Annotated in this window: 22 protein-coding genes, 1 tRNA gene and 1 other RNA gene; 9 read left to right on the top strand and 15 right to left on the bottom strand. The window is 60.3% G+C overall.

Going from position 1 to position 23,639, the window contains the following annotated elements; all coding sequences use genetic code 11:
• The first annotated feature begins 21 nt into the window (after positions 1 to 21).
• Positions 22 to 873, top strand: a complete 852-nt coding sequence (locus IP81_RS08110) for a hypothetical protein (RefSeq protein ID WP_054107474.1) — start codon at positions 22 to 24, stop codon at positions 871 to 873.
• A 111-nt stretch (positions 874 to 984) separates the two neighbouring features.
• Here IP81_RS08110 and IP81_RS08115 read toward each other — a convergent pair whose 3' ends face one another.
• The 5 genes from IP81_RS08115 to IP81_RS08135 all read right to left on the bottom strand — a co-directional run bounded on the left by IP81_RS08115 (position 985) and on the right by IP81_RS08135 (position 7,192).
• Positions 985 to 1,257 (bottom strand): HU family DNA-binding protein, encoded by a 273-nt coding sequence (locus IP81_RS08115; protein ID WP_054107475.1) that lies wholly within the window; start codon positions 1,255 to 1,257, stop codon positions 985 to 987.
• 193 nt (positions 1,258 to 1,450) lie between these two features.
• Positions 1,451 to 3,856, bottom strand: a complete 2,406-nt coding sequence (lon, locus tag IP81_RS08120) for an endopeptidase La (RefSeq protein ID WP_054107476.1) — start codon at positions 3,854 to 3,856, stop codon at positions 1,451 to 1,453.
• Positions 3,857 to 4,051: 195 nt separating this feature from the next.
• Complete coding sequence (locus IP81_RS08125) at positions 4,052 to 5,026, bottom strand: VacJ family lipoprotein (RefSeq protein ID WP_082356047.1); 975 nt, start codon at positions 5,024 to 5,026, stop codon at positions 4,052 to 4,054.
• A 28-nt stretch (positions 5,027 to 5,054) separates the two neighbouring features.
• Positions 5,055 to 5,390, bottom strand: a complete 336-nt coding sequence (locus IP81_RS08130) for a YbaB/EbfC family nucleoid-associated protein (RefSeq protein ID WP_054107478.1) — start codon at positions 5,388 to 5,390, stop codon at positions 5,055 to 5,057.
• Positions 5,387 to 7,192 (bottom strand): DNA polymerase III subunit gamma/tau, encoded by a 1,806-nt coding sequence (locus IP81_RS08135; RefSeq protein ID WP_054107479.1) that lies wholly within the window; start codon positions 7,190 to 7,192, stop codon positions 5,387 to 5,389. The genes IP81_RS08130 and IP81_RS08135 overlap by 4 nt, the downstream gene beginning before the upstream one ends.
• A gap of 98 nt (positions 7,193 to 7,290) precedes the next feature.
• Here IP81_RS08135 and IP81_RS08140 point away from each other — a divergent pair, with 98 nt between their 5' ends.
• Complete coding sequence (locus IP81_RS08140; RefSeq protein ID WP_054107480.1) at positions 7,291 to 7,782, top strand: DUF4188 domain-containing protein; 492 nt, start codon at positions 7,291 to 7,293, stop codon at positions 7,780 to 7,782.
• Here the strand turns inward: IP81_RS08140 and ffs are convergent.
• The 5 genes from ffs to IP81_RS08160 all read right to left on the bottom strand — a co-directional run bounded on the left by ffs (position 7,778) and on the right by IP81_RS08160 (position 12,974).
• An RNA gene (ffs, locus tag IP81_RS19615) (signal recognition particle sRNA small type) lies at positions 7,778 to 7,872 on the bottom strand. The two genes, IP81_RS08140 and ffs, sit on opposite strands and share 5 nt — an antisense overlap.
• Positions 7,873 to 8,082: 210 nt before the next feature.
• Positions 8,083 to 8,361: an ETC complex I subunit gene (locus IP81_RS08145; protein WP_054107481.1), complete on the bottom strand. Its 279-nt coding sequence runs from the start codon at positions 8,359 to 8,361 to the stop codon at positions 8,083 to 8,085.
• Positions 8,362 to 8,416: 55 nt separating this feature from the next.
• The gene (hrpB, locus tag IP81_RS08150; RefSeq protein ID WP_054107482.1) at positions 8,417 to 10,879 is read right to left on the bottom strand and encodes an ATP-dependent helicase HrpB; all 2,463 of its coding nucleotides are present in this window, start codon (positions 10,877 to 10,879) and stop codon (positions 8,417 to 8,419) included.
• A 37-nt stretch (positions 10,880 to 10,916) separates the two neighbouring features.
• Positions 10,917 to 11,933, bottom strand: coding sequence for an aldo/keto reductase (locus IP81_RS08155; protein ID WP_054107483.1), 1,017 nt, complete (start codon positions 11,931 to 11,933; stop codon positions 10,917 to 10,919).
• 27 nt (positions 11,934 to 11,960) lie between these two features.
• On the bottom strand, positions 11,961 to 12,974 hold the full coding sequence (locus IP81_RS08160) for a polyprenyl synthetase family protein (protein WP_054107484.1): 1,014 nt from the start codon (positions 12,972 to 12,974) through the stop codon (positions 11,961 to 11,963).
• 93 nt (positions 12,975 to 13,067) lie between these two features.
• On the opposite strand from IP81_RS08160, the gene IP81_RS08165 reads away from it, so the two are divergent.
• Positions 13,068 to 13,358 (top strand): chorismate mutase, encoded by a 291-nt coding sequence (locus IP81_RS08165; protein ID WP_054107485.1) that lies wholly within the window; start codon positions 13,068 to 13,070, stop codon positions 13,356 to 13,358.
• A 13-nt stretch (positions 13,359 to 13,371) separates the two neighbouring features.
• On the opposite strand, the gene IP81_RS08170 is transcribed toward IP81_RS08165, so the two are convergent.
• A complete protein-coding gene (locus IP81_RS08170; RefSeq protein WP_054107486.1) occupies positions 13,372 to 13,830 on the bottom strand; it encodes an Lrp/AsnC family transcriptional regulator in 459 nt (152 codons plus the stop codon).
• A gap of 275 nt (positions 13,831 to 14,105) precedes the next feature.
• Here IP81_RS08170 and IP81_RS08175 point away from each other — a divergent pair, with 275 nt between their 5' ends.
• The 4 genes from IP81_RS08175 to IP81_RS08190 all read left to right on the top strand — a co-directional run bounded on the left by IP81_RS08175 (position 14,106) and on the right by IP81_RS08190 (position 18,908).
• The gene (locus IP81_RS08175) at positions 14,106 to 15,854 is read left to right on the top strand and encodes a HAMP domain-containing histidine kinase (protein ID WP_197274573.1); all 1,749 of its coding nucleotides are present in this window, start codon (positions 14,106 to 14,108) and stop codon (positions 15,852 to 15,854) included.
• 39 nt (positions 15,855 to 15,893) lie between these two features.
• Positions 15,894 to 16,883 (top strand): polysaccharide deacetylase family protein, encoded by a 990-nt coding sequence (locus tag IP81_RS08180; protein WP_054107488.1) that lies wholly within the window; start codon positions 15,894 to 15,896, stop codon positions 16,881 to 16,883.
• Positions 16,884 to 16,923: 40 nt separating this feature from the next.
• Positions 16,924 to 16,999 (top strand) — tRNA-Ile (locus IP81_RS08185).
• Between the two features lie 31 nt (positions 17,000 to 17,030).
• Positions 17,031 to 18,908 carry an ABC-F family ATP-binding cassette domain-containing protein gene (locus IP81_RS08190; protein WP_054107489.1) on the top strand — a complete coding sequence of 626 codons (1,878 nt, stop codon included), beginning with the start codon at positions 17,031 to 17,033 and terminating at the stop codon, positions 18,906 to 18,908.
• Between the two features lie 49 nt (positions 18,909 to 18,957).
• Here the strand turns inward: IP81_RS08190 and IP81_RS08195 are convergent, their stop codons facing one another.
• The 4 genes from IP81_RS08195 to IP81_RS08210 all read right to left on the bottom strand — a co-directional run bounded on the left by IP81_RS08195 (position 18,958) and on the right by IP81_RS08210 (position 21,483).
• Positions 18,958 to 19,449, bottom strand: coding sequence for an MFS transporter (locus IP81_RS08195; protein WP_197274574.1), 492 nt, complete (start codon positions 19,447 to 19,449; stop codon positions 18,958 to 18,960).
• Between the two features lie 184 nt (positions 19,450 to 19,633).
• Positions 19,634 to 19,948, bottom strand: a complete 315-nt coding sequence (locus IP81_RS08200) for a hypothetical protein (protein ID WP_054107491.1) — start codon at positions 19,946 to 19,948, stop codon at positions 19,634 to 19,636.
• 57 nt (positions 19,949 to 20,005) lie between these two features.
• Positions 20,006 to 20,488 carry a DUF6379 domain-containing protein gene (locus tag IP81_RS08205; protein ID WP_054107492.1) on the bottom strand — a complete coding sequence of 161 codons (483 nt, stop codon included), beginning with the start codon at positions 20,486 to 20,488 and terminating at the stop codon, positions 20,006 to 20,008.
• 86 nt (positions 20,489 to 20,574) lie between these two features.
• Entirely contained in the window at positions 20,575 to 21,483 is a 909-nt protein-coding gene (locus IP81_RS08210) for a LysR family transcriptional regulator (protein ID WP_054107493.1), read from the bottom strand.
• Between the two features lie 139 nt (positions 21,484 to 21,622).
• Here IP81_RS08210 and IP81_RS08215 point away from each other — a divergent pair, with 139 nt between their 5' ends.
• Positions 21,623 to 22,390: a TonB-dependent receptor plug domain-containing protein gene (locus tag IP81_RS08215; protein ID WP_054107494.1), complete on the top strand. Its 768-nt coding sequence runs from the start codon at positions 21,623 to 21,625 to the stop codon at positions 22,388 to 22,390.
• A 127-nt stretch (positions 22,391 to 22,517) separates the two neighbouring features.
• Positions 22,518 to 23,633 (top strand): FAD-dependent oxidoreductase, encoded by a 1,116-nt coding sequence (locus tag IP81_RS08220; RefSeq protein ID WP_054107495.1) that lies wholly within the window; start codon positions 22,518 to 22,520, stop codon positions 23,631 to 23,633.
• Positions 23,634 to 23,639 lie beyond the last annotated feature (6 nt).

The raw sequence follows: 23,639 nt of genomic DNA on the forward strand, positions 1-23,639 counted from the left end.
GACTAAACTGGCAGGAGAAGCATGATGCGGCGCTTGGCGGCAATTTCGGCGGTTGCGGTGGGGGTTCTGCTCTTGGCCGGGTGCATGTTGCTGCCGGGCAAGTTCACGTCCGAACTCGATCTGCGCAAGGACGGCACGTTCAGCTTTGCCTATAAGGGCGAGATTCACCTGCTCGCCCTTTCCAAAATGGCGGCTGACAAGCGCAACAACGAAGACGCCGAGGAGGTGTTTGCACCGTCAGCCTGCTATACCGATTCATCGGGCGAGGAACGTGCTTGTTCAAAAAATGAAATCGCCGACCAGAAGGCCAACTGGGAAGAGCAACGCGCCATTGCCAAAGAGAACGTAGCGCAGAAGAAGAAGTCCGAAGAGGCCATGATGAAATCGATGCTGGGCGGCATTGATCCAGCCGATCCGCGCGCCGCGCAGGAATTTGCCGAACGTTTGCGCCGCCAGCATGGCTGGAAATCGGTGATCGATAAAGGCGATGGCCGCTTCGAGGTGGACTATGCAATCACTGGCAGGCTCGATCATGATTTTACGTTCCCGATGATCGAAAAGCTGCCGATGGTAACGCCTTTCGTAACGCTGATCCGGCGTAATGACGGGTCGGTTCGGTTAGAGGCACCTGCGTTCAGTTCAGCAGCCACATCGTCACCGATGATGGGCATGGCGGCGGCTTCTGCCAACAACGGCGGTGCCGACAGCATGCCGACGCTGGATGGTCTGCTGACGTTGGTGACCGATGGCGATATTCTGACCAACAATACCGACGATGGACCGATACCTGTTCCGCGCGGCCAGAAACTGGTGTGGAAGGTGAATGCGCGCACCGCAGCGGCACCTGCGGCGCTGGTGCGTACAGGGTCCTGAGACAGGCATCGTGCCCTGCGGCATGAGGGCGCACAAAAAACCGCATCCACCCAACGGCTGACACGGTGTTTTCGTTACCATCGACCCGGCCGAAACCGGGCGCAAAATTCGTTAGTTGACGGCGTCTTTCAGACCTTTGCCTGCCTTGAACTTTGGCTGTGAAGAGGCCTTGATCGACATGGGTTCACCCGTGCGCGGGTTGCGGCCGGTTGATGCCTTACGCTTTGCCACGGCAAAAGTGCCAAAGCCAACGAGGCGCACTTCATCACCCTTGACCAATGCGCTGGTGATGGATTCAAAAACCGCTTCGACCGCCTTGGTTGAGTCGCTTTTCGTCAGACCGCTGACTTCAGCTACTGCGCCGATCAGATCATTCTTGTTCATTCGCAGAACCCCCTAAGTTTTTTTCTTGTAAAAGGTTGGGTTGGAATCGCCCTCCAGAGAGCTGCCAAGAAACCTTAGAAACACGATTGTGTCAAAGGTTAATAGGGATTTGTAGCTTCTACCCGACCCGAAAACAGCCCCTTTCAAGCGGTTATCAGGCCCGTAGCCGCTTTCGCGGTTACGGGCCATAAACTCAATGTGCGGTCAGTGACGAAGCCGGTCCTGCCGCAGAATGGCCCGGTTGTGTGGCCAAATCATCGGCCTCGGTCCATTCAATCGCCTGATGCTTGGAGGTTAACGCGTGCGCCAGCACCTCATCGACGTGGCTGACCGGGATAATCTCCAAGCCTTCCTTGATGTTCGCTGGAATCTCGGCAAGGTCTTTGCGGTTTTCTTCGGGAATCAGCACCGTTTTGATGCCGCCGCGCAGCGCCGCGAGGAGCTTTTCCTTCAAGCCCCCAATAGCGAGCACACGCCCGCGCAAGGTTACCTCCCCGGTCATCGCAATGTCTGCTCGCACCGGAATGCCCGTGAGCGTCGAGACCATCGCGGTGACCATGCCGATCCCTGCGCTCGGGCCGTCCTTGGGCACTGCGCCTTCGGGCAAGTGGATGTGCAAGTCCTTGCGTTGGAAGATCGAGGGCTTGATACCATAGGCGGGGCTGCGCGCTTTGACGAAGCTGAAGGCCATCTGCACGCCTTCGCTCATCACTTCGCCCAGCTTGCCGGTGGTGCGCACCGCGCCCTTGCCGGGAACGGTGACGCTTTCGATCGTGAGCAATTCGCCGCCAACTTCGGTCCACGCAAGGCCCGTGACCGAGCCGACCTGATTTTCCTCGTCGGAAACGCCGTGCCGGAACTTGCGCACGCCTGCGAATTCATCGAGGTTTTCAGGGGTTACGGTGACGCTCTTGGTCTTACCTTCAAGGATCTGACGCAGCGATTTGCGCGCCAGACGCGCGACTTCCCGCTCAAGCGTACGCACGCCTGCTTCGCGGGTGTAATAGCGGATCAGATCGCGCAAGGCTTCGTGCGTGAGTTCGAATTCGCCCTTCTTGAGGCCATGCGCTTCGACTTGCTTGGCAATCAGGTGACGTTCGGCAATCTGGACCTTTTCGTCCTCGGTATAGCCTTCGAGCCGGATGATCTCCATGCGGTCCAGCAGCGCTTGCGGCAGGTTGAGGCTGTTGGCGGTGCAGACGAACATCACGTCGGACAGATCGTAATCGAGTTCGAGATAATGATCCTGAAACTTGGAGTTCTGTTCAGGATCAAGCACTTCGAGCAGGGCCGATGCGGGATCACCCCGGAAGTCCTGACCGAGCTTATCGATTTCATCGAGCAGGAACAGCGGGTTGGACGTACCAGCTTTGCGCAAGTTGGTGACGATCTTGCCCGGTAGCGAGCCGATATAGGTGCGGCGGTGGCCACGGATTTCAGCTTCGTCACGCACGCCGCCCAGCGATTGGCGGATGAATTCGCGGCCGGTTGCCTTGGCGATCGATTTGCCAAGCGAGGTCTTGCCGACGCCCGGAGGGCCGACGAGACACAGGATCGGGCCTTTGAGCTTGTTAGTGCGCGCCTGAACCGCGAGATATTCGATGATACGGTCTTTGACCTTGTCGAGCGCATAGTGATCGGCGTCGAGCACGGCTTGCGCTGCTGGCAGATCGCGCTTGAGTTTGCTCTTCTTGCCCCACGGCAGGCCGAGAAGCACGTCAAGGTAATTGCGGATGACGGTGGCTTCCGCGCTCATCGGCTGCATGCCTTTGAGCTTTTTCAGTTCCGCCTGCGCCTTGGTGTGCGCCTCTTTCGAGAGCTTGAGTTTATCAATCTTTTCAGCGAGTTCAGCGATTTCGTTGGCTTCGCCATCATCGCCGCCGCCCAGTTCGGACTGGATCGCCTTCAACTGTTCGTTGAGGTAGTATTCGCGTTGGGTCTTTTCCATCTGGCGCTTTACGCGGCCACGGATCTTGCGTTCCACCTGCAAAACGCCCAGTTCGCCCTCCATGAAGGAGAGCACCATTTCGAGGCGCTTGAGCGGATCAGCTTCTGTCAACACAGCTTGCTTGTCAGCCACCTTTGCCGCCAGATTGGCAGCGGCGGAATCGGCAAGCTTTCCAGCATCTTCGATATCGCCCAACTGGCCGCCAGCATCCTGCGGCAGCTTCTTTGAAAGCTTGGCATATTCAGCAAACTGATCGACGACCGAGCGCATCATCGCCTGGATTTCAGTGCTGGTGGCGATCACGGGTTCAAGCTGTTCAACCTGGGCAATCAACATCACGCCGTTGCTGGTGGTTTCTTCGCGCAGATCGTGAAGCTTGGCGCGGTCCTTGCCCTCAACCAGCACGCGCACGGTGCCATCGGGCAGCTTCAGCAATTGCAGAACCGAAGCGATTACGCCGGTTTCATACAGGTCATCACGGTCAGGATCGTCGCAACCGGGATCAAGCTGCGCGAGCAGGAAGATATCCTTGTTGCCAGCCATGGCAGCTTCAAGCGCCGACACGGATTTTTCACGTCCGACGAACAACGGCACAACCATGCCGGGGAACACCACAATGTCACGCAAGGGAAGCAGAGGATAGAGATTCATTGGCACTTCATTTCCGTCGTTCCGGGCAAGCTGCCCAAGGCATAACCGAGATATGGGGAGGCCGCGCCCCCGCCGCAATGGCATTGCGCACTTCCCTTGTGGATCATGCCCACAAGGATGCCACCCTGTCCGGTGGAAAAACCGTTAACACCGCCATAGGCACAATTCGCGCGGGCAAAACGAGCGCTGCGGTTTTTAGTTTGTTGGTAGCGGTTGGACGACCGGTTGCGCGATGAATTCCATAGGCGGTGGCGCAGGGGTCGGTGCCGGAACGGGGGCCGGAGCAACCTCTGGCAGCACAGTCGTATCTTCCGGTGGAGGAGCGACTTTGCCCTTCAGCGCATCAATCTCGGCCTGACGCGTCTTGAGATAGAACTCGCGGTAGGAAGCGTAAGGATTTGATTCCTCATCGATCTGTTTGAACAATGCGTCGTTCTCGACCCGATCATCAAGCGAGCGTACGACGAAGCCGCCATAGACATAGGCAGGATGCCGCAATGGTCCACCGACCGCGAAGGGCATGAGGAAGCGATCAAGGCCGAGGCCGATTACATCGCGCAATGTGGTGGCGCCGACCAGCGGCAGAAACATGTAAGGCCCGTTGCCGATACCGTAATAGCCAAAGGTATAAGCAAAGCCGTTGCGCCGGTATGGCAGATTGAACGGCTTCTTCTTTGCCACATCGATCACCCCGCCGATGCCGACGGTTGAGTTGATCGCAAAGCGGCCAAGCGTTTCAGCCGCCTTGCCCGGCTTCAATTGCAGCAGATAATTGAGCGCCACGATCGGCTCGGTCACGTTCAGCAGAAAGTTGCGCAAACCGGTGCGGATCGGGCGCGGTATGGCTTTTTGATATTGCATCGCCATAGGTGCGATGACTGCACCATCAACCGCCTGAACCGCATCATAAGACGCCTGATTGACCGATTGCATCGGGTCTTGCGCAGGGCTGCGATCACCCGAAACGACGATGCCTTGATCGGCTGGGGGAGCGGATTGCGCAGCTTCGGGCGGTGACGTGGCAGCGGTAAGGTCCGGCACAAATTCCGGCAATGGTGTTGTTTCAGGCACCGACACTGATCGCGGCGTAGCGTCCTGCGTGGGCACATCGGCCATAAGCGCGGCTGGCCCCGCAAGGAGCGCAGCGCCAGCCAGAATGGTCAAACTCAAATCCGGATTTCCTTGATCATCGGGCCAATCAGAACGGCAGCTTGAATCCGGGCGGGATGCCGGCAGCCATCTGTACTTTCTGCATTTCTTCGGCGGCCACAGCATCGGCCTTGCCGCGCGCATCGTTGAAGGCGGCAGCAATCAGGTCTTCAAGAATGCCCTTGTCGGCAGGCACGAGCAGGGTATCGTCAATCGAAACGCCGATCACGCGACCCTTGGCAGAAGCGCGGATGCGCACCACGCCGCCGCCTGCCAAACCTTCAACCTGAATGGAATCGAGCGTGTTCTGGGCGTCTTCCATTTGCTTCTGGATGGTCTGCGCAGCCGCCTGAGCGGCTTGGATCATCTCTTCCATCGACTTCATGCGCGTTTGCTCCAAGGTCTTTTTTCATGCTCTGGCGAGCTATCTTCATCAACGATGACCGCGCCCGGAAAGGCTTCCAGTGCGGCCTTGACCAGCGGGTTCTGCTTCAGCGCGACAGCTTCTGCCGCCTCTTTGGCTGCCCGCAATTCTTCGAGGCTGGGCAAAGCATCGCCCGCAGCCTGTTCAACAATCCATGCTTCACCCGTCACGTGGTTCAGCGCGCGGCGGATTTCCGCACCCGGATCACCCGGAACGCCCGGCGCCAACTGATAGCGCAGTGTGCCGGGCGTCAGGTCAACCACCCGTACGGCCAACCGCATTGTCGATCCGACGAGCGGTGAGACATGCTCGACCTTTTCAACCAGCGCTTCCCAGTTGACCGCCGCCACAGGAGCAGGCGCTGCCTGTGCCACCGGCCCTGCCCCACCAGCCGGAGCCTGAAACGCAACGGCTGGACGCGAGGAGAGTTCCTCAAGCTTGCGGATGAGGCCGCCGGGATCGGGCATTTCGGCCGCGTGCATCACCCGCAACAGCGCCATTTGTGTGGCAACCAGAGGATCGGGCGCCGTCTTGACTTCCTCGTAGCCCTTGAGCAGCAATTGCCACAACCGGTGCAATTGCCCCGCCGCCAGCGTCTTGGCCCAAGCCTCCAGCGCTTCGCGTTCTTCGGTGGAGCGCACATCGGGGCTGACGCCGCCGATCTGCGTGACGGTGACGCGGTGGACGACGTCCATCTGCGCGCGCATCATCGCGATGGGTTCAATCCCCAGTGCATATTGCTGCGCGACTTCTGCGAGCACCGCATCGCCCTTGCCCGAGAGCACGGCTTCCAGCAGGCGGCGCTGCATGGTTTTATCGGCAAGGCCGAGCATTTGCCGGACCTGATCGGCCGAAACATGCGTGCGGCCATCATCGCTGCCGACCAGATCGGCGTGGCTGATCGCCTGATCGAGGATCGAGAGGCCATCGCGCACTGAACCTTCGGCAGCGGCGGCAACCATCGAAAGTGCTTCGGCATCGGCATCGACGCCTTCCTTTTCGCAGATCATCGCGAAGTGGCTGGCGAGCAAAGGGGCCGGAATGCGTTTGAGATCGAACCGCTGGCAGCGCGACAGGACGGTGACGGGCAGCTTATCGACTTCGGTGGTGGCGAAGAGGAACTTCACATGCGCAGGCGGTTCCTCAAGTGTCTTCAGCAAGGCATTGAAAGCATTGCGCGACAGCATGTGAACTTCGTCGATGATGTAGATCTTGTAGCGCGCCGAAACGGCGGCATAGCGCACGGCTTCGATAATTTCGCGCACGTCATCGACGCCGGTGTTCGACGCGGCGTCCATCTCGATCACATCGATATGGCGGCCTTCGGCGATGGCAACGCAGGGCTCACACACCCCGCACGGATCGATGGTCGGGCCGCCCTGCCCGTCAGGCCCGATGCAGTTGAGTGCTTTGGCGATCAGGCGCGCGGTGGAGGTTTTGCCGACCCCGCGCACGCCGGTCATCAAGAAGGCATGCGCCAGACGATCACGCCGGATCGCGTTGGCCAGCGTCTGGACCATCGCATCCTGCCCGATCAGTTCGGCGAAAGTTTGTGAGCGATATTTGCGCGCCAGAACGCGATAGGGCTGCACTTTGGGAGCAGCGACTGGCGCGGGGTTTGGCGGGGGTGGTGGCGCGGTTACGGGCGCAGGTTCGCCGAACATCGACGATTGGCCAGCCGCCTCGAGATCAGCAGACGACGGTTGATCGTCGTCCTCATCGTCTTCGGGCCCATCGCCAAACATGTCAGTGGATTCGTCCATCGCCTGCCTAACTAGGCGTTCGACGCCCGATTGTCGAATGTCTGTGCGCGGGTAAACGGTGGATTGACAATAAAGTTGCACAATGCAACCTTGTTGGCATGAGCACGATCCATTCCGGCCGCTTTACTGCGGATTTTGACCAACCGCTTGTGTTCTTCGTGATCGGCATGCGGATCAACCATTTCCGCAAAGTGGGCAAATGGCTCCCCGTGGTGCGCGCCATGGGGCCAATGATTGCCGAACTGTACCGCAATCCCGAAAGCGGCTTTCTGGGCATAGAGACGATGCTGCGCAATCATCGCACGATCGTGCTGCTGCAATACTGGCGCGATTTTGATAGTCTTGAAGCCTATGCCCGCAATCGCGACCAGTTGCATTGGCCTGCGTGGAGCGCGTTCAACAAATCGGTGGGCAGCGATGGCACGGTGGGCATTTTTCATGAGACATATGCCGTGGCCGCAGGCGAGCATGAAACGATTTATGGCAACATGCCACTGTTCGGGCTTGGCAAAGTGGCAGGGATCGTGCCCGCGACCGGATCGCGCAACGCCGCGCGTTCGCGGATGAGGGGCGCATCTGAAGAGGGATAAAGGAGCCGGCCGACCCGCCGCAAACCGTTGTGGCTGCTTCCTTCCGGACCTGACCAGGTTGGCGGGCGCAAGCGTCCGACCGACTCCCGTTGCGGCCTATGGCGGGGAGTGGCGGGTTTGTCCAGTGGGTTCGGGATTGGCGTGGTGTCGTGATATGCGGCGTCGCGCTATGCCCACCCCACTGCGACTAAGCTCGCCTTCGGCTCGCTAAGTCTCGCTCACCTCCCGCAAGCGGGAGTGGTTTCTCGCTTTTCTTCTCCCCTCCCGCTTGCGGGAGGGGTCGGGGGTGGGCTTTAACCCTTAACGGAAGTTATCAGCGTAGCTTTGCAGCTTGAGCTTGCGCACGGGCGTGGGGATCACGTGCGCTTCGATGCCATAGCGCGCGGCATAGGCCTTCGCTTCTTCGGCGGTTTCGAACTTCAGCACGACTTGCGCTTGCGTATCGCCCGAGCCTGCCCAGCCCATCAGTGGATCGGGGCGCTTGGCCTCCGATGCTTCGAATTCGAGCAGCCAATCGCTGGTACGGGCTTTGCCGGACTGCATGGCGTTTTTGGGGCGCTGATAGATGCGTGCTGACATAGATGCTGCACTGCGTCGAATCGCGGGCAGAATCAAGAGCGGGAATCGCCTATGTTCAGCGCGAACGGTTAAAAGCGTTCTTGGTCTTGAGGCTGGGGTCTTCGGTCCACGGCTCGTCCGGCCAGCGGTGGCGCGGATAACGGCCCTTCATGTCCTTGCACACATCCTTCCACGATCCGCGCCAAAAGCCGGGCAAATCTGCCGTGGTCTGGATCGGTTTGCCGCCGGGGCTGGTGAGCGAGAGCAACAACGGGCGCGGCGGTTGGCCCACGCAAGGGTGGCGATCAATCCCGAACAGCGCCTGCACGCGCAGTTCCACGCATGGGCCACCGTCATGCGCATAATCGATAGCGTGCGTGGTGCCAGCCGGAGAGCGGAAATCGGCGGGGGCGAGGCGTTCGAGTTCCTGCCGCTCGTTCCAATCAAGGCGGGATAGCAGAGCATCGTGCAGCTTTCCTGCCGACAGCGCCAGATCGCGGCGGCCATTCAGAAGAGGGGCCAGCCAAGTTTCCAGCGATGCCAGCAATCCCGCTTCGGACAGCGCTTCGAGGCCGGCATAGCCTGCGCGTTCGATCAGGGCCTTGCTGCTATCGCCCAGTGGCAGGATGGCAAGGCCCGCTTCGCGCACTTGGGCGATGAGCAAAGCCGCAACCGCATCGGGATCAGGCTTGGGATCGGGCACGCGTGCGAGCACGATGGAGCCCAAGCGCCGCTCCAGCCGTGCTTCGACACGAGCTTCGGCGGCGTTCCACGAGAGTGCGTGGCGCTCGTCGATCCGGTGTGACAAATGGCGCAGGACTTCAGCTTCTTCGAGGGCCAGTGCAGCGGTGATCCGCGCGCCTTTGGCCTCGCCTTGCGCATCGCCAATTACAAGCCACTTGGCGGTGGCCAATGGCGATGCGGGATCAAGCCGGTAGCCGCGCCCGCCGGTGGATTGCCACTCCTCGCCCGAGGCACTGCGCGCGCGGGCGATCCGGTCGGGGAAGGCTTCGGCAAGCAGGATGGCGGTGGGGACTTGTTCTGCGCGTCCATCGGCAGCAGGCGCGGTCTGCCGAAGCACTTTGACCGCCGTATCTGCCCAACGTGCCGCCAGTTTGCGCGAGGCATCGGCGCGGTTGCCGCGCTCCCCTGCCCAGCGATCCAGCCTGCGGCCAAGGTCTTCGCCCCGCCCGCCAAGGCCGCGTTCTTGCAGCAAAAGCGCCAGCCGTGCCGCCTCTGTGGCTTGGCCGCGTGCGGCAGCGAACAGCAGCATGTGGGCGAGCGCAGGCTCCATTGAAAGCCGCGCCATTGCCTGCCCGTGTGGGGTAATCCGCCCTTCCCCGTCAAGTGCCCCCAAGGCCTGCAATGCGGCTTTGGCTGCACCAAGCGCGGGCACTGGCGGCGCATCGAGCCACGCCATTTGCGCCGGATCGCCTGCACCCCATTGCGCCAGCGTGAGCGCAAGGGGCGCAAGATCGCTGGTGGTCACCTCGGGCGGATCGAAGGCTGGACGGCCAGCGTGCGCGGCCTCTTCCCACAGGCGATAGGCAACGCCCGGCCCTTGGCGCGCAGCGCGGCCAGCACGTTGGGCGGCAGAGGCCTGACTGGCGCGGGTGGTGATAAGGCGGGTGACACCTGCCGCCTTGTCAAATTCGGCGCGGCGCGAAAGGCCTGCATCGACGACGACCGATACGCCGTCCAGCGTCAGCGAAGTTTCGGCGATGCTGGTGGCCAGCACGATGCGGCGGCGGCCTTGGGCATCGCGCTTGATCGCGGTGCGTTGGGCGGCGGGTTCGACTTGGCCGTGAAGGGGCAAGACCAGCGCATTGGGAAGCCGTTCGGCCAGTAGGGCGGCGGTGCGTTCAATCTGCGCGACGCCGGGGAGGAACGCCAAGATATCGCCCGTTTCATCGCGCCATGCCGTTTGAATGGCCGATGCCATCGCCGCTTCGATCTTCACATCGGGCCGCGAGCCCAGCCATTTGTGCGTGAGCGGATGGGCCTTGCCCTCGCTTTCGATCACTGGCGCATCATTGAGCAAAGCGGCAAACCGCGAGCCATCAATGGTGGCCGACATGACGACGAGCCGCAGGTCATCGCGCAACACGCCTTGCGCCTCGATCGCCAAGGCAAGGCCGAGATCGCTGTCGAGATGGCGTTCGTGCGCTTCATCGAACAGCACGGCAGAAGTGCCGGTAAGTTCGGGATCGCCAAGGATCGTGGCGACGAAAATCGCCTCGGTCATCACCAGAACGCGCGTTTTGGCAGAGCGTTTCGCATCGAGCCGGGTGACGTAGCCGATGGTGCCGCCCGCTTCCTCACCCAGCAATTCGGCCATACGTTCTGCCGCAGCGCGCGCGGCGACCCGGCGGGGGGACAGCACGATAACTTGGCCGGTGCACCACACCTGATCCAGCAAGGCAGGCGCGACGGCGGTAGTCTTGCCGGCCCCGGGCGGCGCGATCAGCACAGCACTTGTCCGCGCGCGCAGGGCGGCGAGAAGGTCTGGCAGGACAGCGTGGATCGGCAATTCGCTCACGCCGGGGGCCTTACCGGCAAAGGTGCCGGTGTGGCAATCACCCCATGGGATAGCGGATTTCGCGCGAGACTTTATCAACGGCGGCCATAACATCGGCGGGCAGGACAAGGTCAGCCGCAGCAAGGATCGGATCAACTTGCGCTTCGGTGGTGACGCCAACGATGGTGGATGCAACAAAATCGTGCTGCTTGGACCATGCGACGGCAAAAGTGACGGGATCGAGGCCCGCTTCGGCGGCGATTGCCATGAAGCGTTCGGTGGAACTGAGCGACCGGTCATTCACGAAGCGGCGGCCTATACTGGCTTGGCGGCCTTCCATCGCGAGATAGCGCGAGAAGCGTGCGCCTTCAGGCCGGGCCCCACCGTTGTATTTGCCCGAAAGCACACCGCCTGCCAGCGGTGAATAAGGGATCAGGCTGACCCCTTCCATCCGGCACACTTGCGCCAGTTCATCTTCGAAGCGGCGATTGTTGAGGCTGAAGTTGTTCTGGATCGTCTGATAGCGCGCGGTGCCAAGGCGTTCGGCGGTGCTGATCGATTTCATCAGGCCCCAGCTTGTTTCGTTCGAACAGCCCGCGATGCGCACTTTGCCGGCACGGACCAGTTCATCGAGAACCTCCATGGTTTCATCATAGGACGTATCGTGATCGGGCCAATGGGTCTGGTACAAATCGATGTAATCGGTGCCGAGCTTGGTCAGGCTGGCATCAATCGCCGAAATGATATTGCGCCGGTCCAGCGCGGTCATGCCTTCACGGCAAGGCGAGCGGAACCAGGTGTGGCTGGGGCCGGAAACCTTGGTGGCAAGGATGATGCCATCGCGCGGCTTGGTTTTCAGCCATTTACCAACGATGTTTTCAGTCCGCCCAACCCATTTGACTTCGGGCGGCACGGGATAGCCCTCGGCCGTATCATAGAAGTTGATCCCCGCATCATAGCAGCGATCCAGAATGCGCAGCGCGGTGGACTCGTCCGTCTGGCTGCCGAAGGTCATCGTGCCCATGCAGATGTCGGACACGACAATGGCGGACTTGCCGAGACGGCGATGCTGCATGGAAACTCTCCGATGGGGATGATCTGTTTAGAACCGGCGAGCGACTGCAAACTCCGCCGCTTCGGTCATCGCCAGTTTCGCCGCGCTGGCGGGGAAGCCGGAAATCGCATCAATAGCACGTTGGGCATACATGCGGGCGCGTTCGCGCGTGGCGTTGACCGCATCGTGATTGCGGATCAGCGTGATGGCGTGGGCCAGATCCTCGTCAGACGAGCGATCACCTGCGATGGCCTGCTGCCAGAATTCGCGCTCTTCATCGTTGCCGCGCGCATACGCGAGGATCACCGGCAAGGTCATCTTGCCCTCGCGGAAATCGTCGCCCTGATCCTTGCCCATTTCAGCAGCATCAGAATCATAGTCGATAGCGTCATCGGCCAACTGGAACGCGATCCCAAGGTTCTTGCCATAGGAATCAAGCGTCTGTTCATCGGCTTCGGGCCGTTCTGCAACAACCGCTGCGATGCGGCAGGCGGCAGAGAACAGCGCGGCGGTCTTTGCGGCAATGATGTCGAGATACATTTCCTCGGTCGTGCCGATCTGGCGCTGCGCGACCAATTGATCGACTTCACCTTCAGAGATGACCGCAGAGGCATTTGACAGAATGCGCAGGACTTTGAGCGAGCCGTCTTCGACCATCAGTTCGAAGCTGCGGCTGAACAGGAAATCGCCAACCAGCACGGTGGCAGGATTGCCGTAAACGATGTTCGCGGTCTTCTTCCCGCGCCGCATGTCTGATCCATCGACCACATCATCGTGGAGGAGCGTTGCGGTGTGGATGAATTCCACCGCAGCGGCCAGCTTGTAATGGCGGCTGCCACCATATCCCAGCAACGACGCGCTGGCCAAAGTGAGCATCGGGCGCATGCGCTTGCCGCCGCCCGCGATCAGGTGCCCCGCAAGCGTCGGGATCAGCAGGATGCGCGATTGCATCCGGTCAAGGATCACCGCGTTGACGCTGTTCATGCCTTCGGCGACAAGCGCCATCATCGGGGTGAGCGAAGGTTCCGCCTTGCGCGGCAGGGTGTGAATGGTCGCTGTCATCGTGCTGTGTCGCTTGGCGTCCCTCGCGGCGCTTGGCAAGATGCATCTTGCGCGGTAGCGGACGGATTAAGCATTTGGATGGGGTATACGGGAATGAGCGAAGACGCGGTGCTGGCAGGCTATCGCCAGTCGATCGACAATATCGACGCGGCCATGATCCACATCTTGGCCGAGCGTTTTCGCATAACACAAGCCGTTGGCGCCTATAAGGCACAGAACAAATTGCCCGCATCCGATCCGGGCCGTGAAGAGCGCCAGATCACCCGCCTGCGCAAACTGGCCGAGGATGCCAAGCTGGACCCCGAATTCTCGGAAAAGTTTTTGCGCTTCGTGATCGAAGAAGTCATCCGCCACCATCAAAAGGCGGCAGCCAAGCCTGATTGATTGTCGAGGCCTCTTAATCCTCCAGCGGCACACCCGGCACTTGTTTGGCGGTGCGAATCGTCAGCGACGTTTTGACGCTGGCGACATTTGGCGCCGGCGTCAGTTTGCTGGTGAGGAATTCCTGAAAGCTTTGCAGATCGCGGCTGACGATCTTCAGGATAAAATCGATCTCGCCATTGAGCATGTGGCATTCGCGCACTTCGGCCAGCGTCTTCATGTGCTCTTCAAACTGGCGCAGCGATTCCTCGGCCTGGCTTTTCAGGCTGACGAGCGCGAAAACGGTAATCGCAAAGCCCAGCTTTGATGCATCAAGTTCGGCGTGGTAGCCCTTGATCACGCCCGCATCTTCGAGCGCACGCACGCGGCGCAGGCACGGCGGAGCGGTTAAACCAACGCGTTGTGCCAGCTCGACGTTGGTTACACGCCCTTCATCCTGAAGTTCAGCGAGAAGCCGCCGGTCAATCGCGTCCACAGGTGCTGTGCCTTTTGATAATCTGTTTCAAATTTTCCGGTCTTCACGTTCGGAAAGAAGCCAATATGACAATTTTCCGCACAAAAGCGAACGCCGGACGCTTATAAAGTTATTTCATATCGTAATCGTCCCACATTGCAACGCAGTGGATAGCGGCCTTTTGCAAACGGCCACGATTTGTTAGCTTTAAGTAGGCTAAACAGTCGTTTCGGTCAGGAGTGGCGCGCCGGAGCATGACTCTTTGGCAGCCGGATGAATGGACTTGCGAAAATTTGATGATCGTTGATGACCGCCTTGAGACCGTGCTGCGTACCAACGCAGCCGGAAAACTGGCGGGCCGCACCCAATTGCGGCAGCTCATCGATCTGGTGGGTGCAGTGCCTTTATCGCAATGGTCAGAGCGCCATGCCTCGGCGTTGGACCGAATCGATTCGCTGGCAGATGCCTTGCCCGTCGAGGAATGCGCGGCAATTTTGCGGGGCACTTCACATCGTTCGGCCGTGCTGGTCTATCATTTTGCGCAAAGCAGCCCCCGCATCGCTTCGGCAATCATCGCATCGGCGCGGTTGCCCGAAGATGATTGGATCGCGCTGATCCCGCGCCTGCCCACCACCGCACGCGGTTTCCTGCGCCATCGCACCGATCTGGGTGAGCGGGTGCGCGACGTGCTGGCCCGGCTTGGCGTAAACGATTTTCTCTTGCCCGAACCGGAAGCCGAAGTTGCGTCCAATCACGGCCCGGTGATGCCGGTTTTCCGGGCACCCGAGCCTAAGCCCGAACCGGCCCCGCCATCCACGCAGGGCGAAGGCGTTGGCGCAATTGTGCGCCGGATCGAAGCGTTCCGCCGCAAGCGGGCAGAACGCGATGCCGCCTTGCTACTGCCGCGCGCCGATGGCGTTGCGCCGCTCCTGCCGTTCGGGGAAGTGCATACTTCGGTTCGCCAACCGCCTCTTTCAATCGATTTGCGGACCAATGCCGAGGGCATGGTGGTTCATGCAGGGGTTGATCCGGCTGGCATGCTGATCGGCAGCCGCTTGTTTGCCACAGACCTATCGGCGCCGGTCCATTGCGACGAGGCGATGGCGGGCGCTTTCCGCCAGCGCCAGCCGATCGTTGCCGGACGCCTTGCGATTGCGGGTGCCGATTACGTGGCAGGCCAGTGGCAGGCCGATGGCACGCCGATCTTTTCGCGCGATAGCAACAGCTTCACCGGCTACTTGCTGCGCCTTCGCCGACCGATGGCCTTGGCCTTTGCCGCCCCGTCCGAGCCGCAGATCACGCCGGAAGTTGAAGCTGACCGCCTGCGCCAGTTGCTGCATGAATTGCGCACCCCGATCAACGCGATCCAGGGCTTTGCCGAGGTCATCCAGCAGCAAGTGTTTGGCCAGACCCCGCATCAATATCGCGCGATGGCCGCCAGCATCGCAGCAGATGCAGCGCAAATGCTGGCAGGCTTTGAAGAGGTCGAGCGGCTGGTAAAACTGGAAAGCCGCGCGATGGGCATCGAGGACGGCGAGGCCAATGCAGCCGCCATCATCGCGCGTATGGTGGAGCAGGTGACGCCGGTCCTCACTGCGCGAAATGTCCGGCTTGACGTGACGATGCCGCCTGAACCGCTGACAGTATCGCTTGCCCCCGACGAGGTGGAGCGTTCCGTCTGGCGCGTGCTATCGGTCATCGCGTCGAGCGTTGCCCCGGGCGAACGCTTAGCAATAACACTGGAACCACAGCCCGATCTGGCGAGGTTGACCATTACATTGCCCGCATCCTTGCAGCGGCTTGATGATGCCGCCCTGTTTGCGCCCGATGGCTCGGCAAGCGGCGGATCGTTTGCGGCATCAGCCATGCTGGGCAATGGTTTTAGCCTGCGGCTGGCCCGGGCCGAACTGGAAGCGGGCGGCGGCGCTTTGCGGCGCGACGAAGGCCTCCTCCTTATTGGCTTGCCCACCTTGACCGGCAATGGGCCCGACCATACGCTTGAGGCTGATGACCGAGACGCCGGTCGGCAATCGTTTTCTGGCTAGGCAGAGGGCAAATTGAACCAGAGAGCGAACATCACCGCGATGCCGCGCGATGCTGATTTCGTCCGGTTCGATCCGGCATTCGGCACGCGTTTTGTGGTGACTGTCGATACCGAAGAAGAGTTTGACTGGAGCAAGCCGCTCGACCGCACCAGCCATGGGCTGGACCATGTGCCCCGCATTGCACGCTTCCAGCAATTCTGTGAAGGCATGGGCGTGATACCGGTCTACCTGATTGATTATCCTATCGCCACGTCGCCCCTTGCAGTTGAAGTGCTGGGCGAAGCGGTCAAGGCGGGACGCGCCGAAGTGGGCGTGCAATTGCATCCATGGGTCAGCCCGCCCTTTGACGAGACCGTGAGCGAGCATAACAGCTTTTCTGGAAATCTGCCCGAAGCGCTTGAACGCGCCAAATTTGCCACCTTGCGCGATAGCATCGAAGCGGCTTTTGGCATGGCCCCGTTGATCTATCGTGCCGGACGCTATGGCGTGGGGCCAGCCACCGCCTCGATCCTCTCGGACAACGGCATCGCTATCGACACATCCGTGCGATCACGGTTTGATTACAGCTATAACGGCGGCGTGAATTTCCGCGATTTGCCGCTGCTGCCATGGTGGATCGATAAGGCCAAAGGCCTGATGGAACTGCCATTGACCACGGTGTTCTGGGGTTTGCTACGCCAGCAGGGCAAGGCGATTTATCCGGCGCTGTGGCGCGCGCCACGGCTGCGCGGCGCGCTGGCGCGGCTGGGATTGCTCGAACGTATCCCGCTGACACCCGAAGGCATCACGCTGGAAGAAGCGATCAAGGGCATCGATATCGCGCTTGATGATGGCCTGCCCGTTCTGGTGTTTTCGTTCCACAGCCCATCGATTTGCCCCGGCCACACCCCCTATGTGCGCAGTGAAGCCGAGCTTGACGCATTCTATGACTGGTGGCGCGGGGTGTTCGGATATCTGGCCAAGCGCGGGGTAAAGCCCGCCTGTGTGCGCGAAATCATGGCCGCAACGCAGCAAACTGGTCCGGGGTAGCTTGCCAATCGGGCCGTGCCTGTGTACCGGCGTCGGCGATGGGCCTGTAGCTCAGTGGTTAGAGCTGGCCGCTCATAACGGCTAGGTCGCGGGTTCAAATCCTGCCGGGCCCACCACCTTCCTTCCCGCCAACATTTGGGCGTTTTCATGCTGACGATTAATGGCATTACCGTGCGTCTGGGCGGGCGCGACATCCTGTCCGGAGCCACCGTGGCGATCCCGCCGCGCGCCAAGGTCGGCCTGATTGGCCGCAATGGCGCGGGCAAATCCACACTGGTGAAAGCCATTATCGGCGAGATCGAGCCCGATGAAGGCTCGGTTGAAATGCCGCGCCGCACGAAGCTTGGCTATATCGCACAGGAAGCGCCGAACGGGGTGAAATCGCCGTTCGAAACCGTGCTCGAATCCGATGTCGAGCGCACTGAACTGCTGGCAGAATCCGAAACCTGCACCGATCCAGACCGCCTAGGCGATGTGCATGAACGCCTGCTGGCGATCGATGCCTACAGCGCGCCATCGCGCGCCGCGCGCATTCTGATCGGCCTCGGCTTTGACGAGGATATGCAGGCGCGCCCGCTCGACAGCTTTTCGGGCGGCTGGAAAATGCGCGTGGCTTTGGCCTCGCTGCTCTTCTCTGCGCCCGATGTGATGCTGCTCGACGAGCCTTCAAACCACTTGGATCTGGAAGCGACGCTGTGGCTGGAGAACTTCCTCAAATCCTACCCCGGCACGCTGATCGTGATCAGCCACGAGCGCGATCTGCTGAACAATGTGGTCGATCACATCGTCCACCTGCACGCAGGCAAGCTGACGCTTTACCCCGGCGGTTACGACAGCTTTGAACGCCAGCGCAACGAACGCCTTGCCCAGCAAGCCGCCGCCCGCGCGGCGCAAGAAGCGCAAGCTGGCCGCCTTAAAGACTACATCGCCCGCAACAGCGCGCGCGCATCCACGGCCAAGCAAGCGCAATCGCGCGCCAAGATGCTGGCCAAGATGCAGCCGATTGCCGCGATGATCGAAGACCCGTCGCTCAGCTTCGATTTTCCCGATCCTGAAGAGCTGCGCCCGCCGCTGATCACGCTCGATCTTGCCTCGGTCGGCTACACGCCGGGCGTACCGATCCTGTCGCGGCTGAACTTGCGCATCGATCCGGATGACCGCATCGCGCTGCTGGGCCGCAACGGCAACGGCAAGACCACGCTCGCGCGCCTGATCGCTGCGCAACTGGCGCCGATGGACGGGCAGATGCAGGCGACTGGCAAGATGCAGGTCGGTTATTTCACGCAGTATCAAGTGGAAGAACTGGCGGGCGCATCCACCCCGCTGGAACTGATGACACGCGCGATGGATGGCAAATCGCCCGGCGCAGTGCGCGCGCAATTGGGCCGCTTCGGCTTTTCCGGTCAGCGCGCCACATCGCAAGTCGGCACGTTATCGGGCGGCGAACGCGCGCGTCTGGCGCTGGCGTTGGTTACGCGCGATGCGCCGCATATGCTGGTGCTCGACGAGCCGACCAACCACCTTGATATCGATGCGCGCGAAGCCTTGGTGCAGGCGCTCAACACCTATCAGGGTGCGGTGATCCTGATCAGCCATGACCGGCATATGGTGGAACTGGTGGCCGACCGGCTGGTGCTGGTCGATGGTGGCACGGCCAAGCCCTATGACGGCGATATCGAGAATTACATCGACTTCATCCTCGGCCGGAACCAGCCCAAAACCGGGCAATCAGGCCAGCCCAAGGAAAAGGGCACATCACAGGACCGCAAGGCCCGCGCGCTGGCCCGCGATGAATACAAGGCGCTGAAGAAAAAGCAGACCGAGGCCGAGACTGCGGTCAACAAGCTGCAAGCCGAACTGGCGCAAGTGGACCGTGCGATGTTCGAGCCCGCCAGCGCGATCCCAGCACTTGCAAAACTGCCGATGAGCGAGCTTTCCCAGCGGCGCGGCAAGCTGGCGCAAGAGCTGGAAAAGGCGGAAGAGGCCTGGATGTTGGCGGGTGAAGCGCTGGAAGCCGCGAGCTGAATTGCCGCGCGGAACGCGGTGCTTCAATCCTGTTCCAGGTCCTGAATGATCAGTTGGGCAGCGCGCCAGGGAAATCCAAACGGTTTTGCGATGTTCCGACAGGCTTGGCACTTGTATGCGGCTCTTCAATGACCAGAATGGCCATGATCAAGGCTGGAATGGCCGCAATATGAATGGCGAAAGGTCCGCTCCAGCTTACATCGGCCAAAGCCCCGCCAACCGCGATTAGCGCCGTTGCGGCGATGGATGTAGAAACACCCACCCACGCCGTCGAGTGATGGCAGTCTTCCCCGAAATAGTCCTCGATCAGGGCGCTGGAGATGGTGATCGCAAAGGCTTCTGCGATGCCAAGCAGCGCGCGGCTGGCAAGGATCAGTTCACGGCTGCCGACAAAGCTTTGCCTGCGGCGATAACGGTCACTGATGACCCCGGCGACCGGCCAGAAAATCGCAAAGACCAGTGATGGGATCGTGACAATCGCCGGGAGGAGAAAACCAGCGTTAGGCAATGCCCCGAATTCAGCGAAAAGTTTGCGTATCACTGGCAACAGCGACACAATCACAATGACCGGCAGGATTTTCGCGAGGATCAGCGCGATGCCCTTGGCGCGCGTGCCGCATCCTGCGGTGAGTGATGGGGCCGCACTTTTGACAGACCCATCAAATCGAAAGGCGCTGTGTCGCTGGCGAATTGGGCAAGGAAAAGGCCTGAACCTTTGATTGTTTTCACAGCTTTTCTACCGAAACGCGCAACTTCATCCAGCCTGCCTTGTCCGCACTGGCGCGCAAGGCGGTGTCCACAAAGGTCATACCCCGCAATGTGATGTCTATGCCGGGCAGAAGCGGCGCCGGGATTCCCCGCAACACATCAGCGACATCGCGGTAGATGTTGGCAAAAGCTGCGAGAAAACCTTCGGGATGGCTCACCGGGGTGCGTGTGCTCGCGGCGGTGAAATGCGTGACAATGGCGACAAAATCGATCCCGGCATCACGTTCTGCGGCAATGCTGTGGCGGGCCGATAAATGCACCCGGCCCGCCACCGATCATCCCCATCCGCAATTTCCGCACAAAACACCCCCTCCCCCGCCGTTGTTTTGTCAGCATATCGAGATGCGTTTTTCGTCATTGTTAAGCGATGGAAACGGCATGTACGAGATGCGCGACTTCTGCTGGAGCGACAGTGCGTGTTCGCCCGAAGGAAAGCCGCCGGGGAAATCGATAAAAATCGTGGCTGAAGCACCAAATGGCCAGCACCGGTCAAACGCTGTTTCCATCTGGTCCAGAGGCAGCGGCCCAGGACCTTCGTCAAACATGATGGCGGAACACGGCAGGATTGCGCCGTCAATGCCGAGATGCTGCGTGCCCAGTCGATCCGCCTCTTCGATTGTGCGCAAAAAGCGCGCATAGGCGGTGAATTGGCAGCCATGGCGCGTGACCATGTCTTGCCATTCCCCCACTTGCGTCTCGGTTATGTGAGGAAAGCTTGGCATGTTCTGTTCGGGCAGGATTTCGATGCCATGGGCGCCGATGGAAGCAGCGAAGGAAGCACAGTCCTCCACCGTCATCTGGCCAAGGAACATTTCCTCCTGAGTGGCTGGTTGTGCATGGCCCTTGCGTTAGCTTCCCCCATCGGCCGCTGCAACTATCAGCCTTGCAGCAAACCAGCCTATTGGGGTGGCCCCGCAAAGTCGAAGATGCGCTGCACGAACCATTGCAACCCTGCGTCCTTGTCGCGCGTCCGGTGAATTTGCAGTTCCTCGGTCAGATTCGGGAACGCAAATGGCAATGCGCAATAGGTGATCGGCAGGGTCTGCGCGGCATAGGCAGCCAGCCGTTCATGCATCACCGCAATCCGGTGCGTGCCCACCAGCAAATCAGGGATAAGCCCGAATGATGGCACCATGATTTCAATCCGCCGCCGCAAATCCATCGCGCGCAATCGCGATTCAGCAAATGATGTTCGGTTGACGTTGCCCAATCGCGCCGCCACCTGCCCCGCTGCTTCGAATGCTTCCATCGTCAGTTCGGTGGCGAAAATAGGATTTTCCGACCAACCCGCCACTACATGACGCTCCTCCAGCAAAGGCTGGGTAGGATGCTCTTTGCTCAAGTATTCGCGCGGCGAGAGGAACACGTCCAGTTCACCGCTGTTCAGTACTTCAATTACATTTTCCGTTGGCGCAATCATCTCGAACGTCAGCCCCGGTGCTATTTCGGCCAGGTGGCTGAGCATCGGACGGAAAATGACGAGCGTCAGATAGTCAGAAGCGCAAATGCGGAAATGGCGCGTCGATGTGGCAGGATCGAAATGCGAAGTGGTGCTTACCACGGTGTCTGCGTTGTCGAGCACCAGCCGCACATGGGGCTGAAGTTGCAATGCCAGTGCGGTGGGTATCAGTTTGCGACCCTGCAATACAAACAACGGGTCGCCGAAGAAATCGCGCAACCGGTTGAGCGCAGCGCTGACCGCAGGTTGGCTAAGATACATCTGCTCGGCAACGCGGGTGATGTTCGGTTGCGCGATCAGTGCATCAAGTATGCCGAGCAAATTCAGATCAAGCCCTTTGAAACGCATCGCAGCCTCCTCTGCAGCGCATGAGGTATAATGAAAACTGATATGTAATACAAAATTTAATTCATTTTCATTGTGAAGTCGCGATCACTATCACCCTTCAAACAGCTGCGCCTACAGCAGGATTTTTGGAGGAGGTTGCATGACTGCCAGAAGCTCCAAATTGATCTTGGCTTTGGGAACGGCCCTGACGGTGACGGCCACTTCGGCTTATGCTCAGGAACAAGCAGACCGCGCCGCCAGCGCGGCTTCTTCAACCGAAATCATCGTAACCGCCCAGCGCCGCAGCGAGAGCTTGCAGAAGATCCCGGTGAGCTTGACCGCGGTTACCGCAGACATCATCCAATCCCGCCAGATCAACGATTTGAACCAGATCGCGCGTGCCGCGCCACCATTGCAGATCGGCAGCGACAACGGGTTTTTCGTGCGCGGCGTGGGTACGCTGACATTCACCGACACGATCGATTCAAGCGTTGTGCTGTTGCTTGACGAAGTGAACCTTGGTCGCCTGTTCCTCGCTGCTCCGCAGTTCATCGATCTTGAACGGATCGAGGTCTTGAACGGCCCGCAAGGCCTACTCTTCGGCAAAAATGCCTCGGCAGGTTTGCTCAATATCGTCACCGCCAAGCCTAAGCTTGGTGTCTATTCCGGCAAGACCGGTGTTGAAATCGTGCAACGCGATGCGGCCGGCAGTGCCAGTGGTGTAGCGGTCCGCGAAGTGCTGAACATCCCGCCAGGAACCACTGCTGCACTGCGCCTCAACGCCCTGTATTCGTTTCAGGAACCCGGCACCACTTTCGTCGACACACGGCAACCCGGCGTCCGCAACAACGGCGGTCAGGCAACCCCGAAGCTGACGCTGGTAAGCACGTGCTCGCTCGACTCGTTCCGCTCTGTGGCGCGAATATGAGCGTGAAGTGCTAAGCTCCACCTTAAAGAGCTGGCTGGATGGCTCTGCCTGACAGCCAGCTCTTTAAAGGCGACGTAATTCCCGTGGCAGCCAACGCCACAAAAGTGATCGATGAGGTAATTTGGTGATGCAAGATTTGAATGTCCTCGTGGTTGGCGCTGGTATTGGCGGACTGACATCTGCAATCGCGCTGCGCCGCAGCGGGCATCGCGTCACCCTGGCCGAACGTGATCCGCAATGGTCAGTTTACGGTGTCGGCATCATCCAGCAGTCCAACGTGGTTCGTGCGATGGAACAGCTTGGCATATTGGACGAATTCCTCTCTGCCGCCTGTGGTTTTGACGCGGTCGATATTTTCACGCCTGATGGCACGAAAGTGGCCCGGGTCCCCTCGCCCCGTCTGGTCGAAGGACGTCCGGCCAATGTCGGAATTGGCCGCCGCGCCTTGCAAAAGGTATTGGGCGATAGCGCGCAGGCGCTCGGTGCAAATCTGCGTCTCGGTCTGACAGTCCAGGCATTTGACGACGATGGCACCTGCGTGAACGTCCGTTTCTCGGATGGCACAGAGGCAGCCTATGGCGTCGTGATCGGCGCAGACGGAGTTTACTCCGATACGCGCAGGGCGATTTTTCCGGATACCGAAGGTCCGGAGTTCACCGGTCAGGCCGTTTGGCGATACAACCTGCCGCGCCTTGCCGATATGGATGCGCTGCAAGTCTATAACGGACCGACCGGCATCGGGCTGGTGCCGATGAGCCACGATGTGATGTACATCTATGCCACTACGCCGGAACCCGATAACCCCCGCCATGCCAAAGAAGGTCTGGCCGGGGTCATGCGTGCCAAGCTGGCGAACTGCTCGCCTGCGATCAAGGCCTTGGCCGAACAGATTACCGACGATGAAGGCGTAGTCTATCGCCCGCTGGAAGCCCTGATGGTGCGCGGGCCTTGGCACAAAGGCCGGATCGGCCTGATTGGCGATGCCGTGCACGCAACCACGCCGCATCTGGGCCAAGGAGCGGGCATGGCCATCGAGGACAGCATCGTTTTGGCCGAAGAACTGACCCGCCATGACAGCGTCGAAGATGCCCTCGCGGCCTTCCGCGACCGCCGCTTTGAACGCTGCCGCTATATTGTCGAGAGCAGTCTGGCGATTTGCAACGGACAATTGGGCAAAGGCCTGCCTGTCGACAACCACTTGGCCACCGGCGAAATGTTTGCCGTAACCGCACAACCGATCTGAGGGAAA

It is taken from the genome of Novosphingobium sp. AAP83, assembly GCF_001295795.1.
Classification (GTDB): Bacteria; Pseudomonadota; Alphaproteobacteria; order Sphingomonadales; family Sphingomonadaceae; genus Novosphingobium.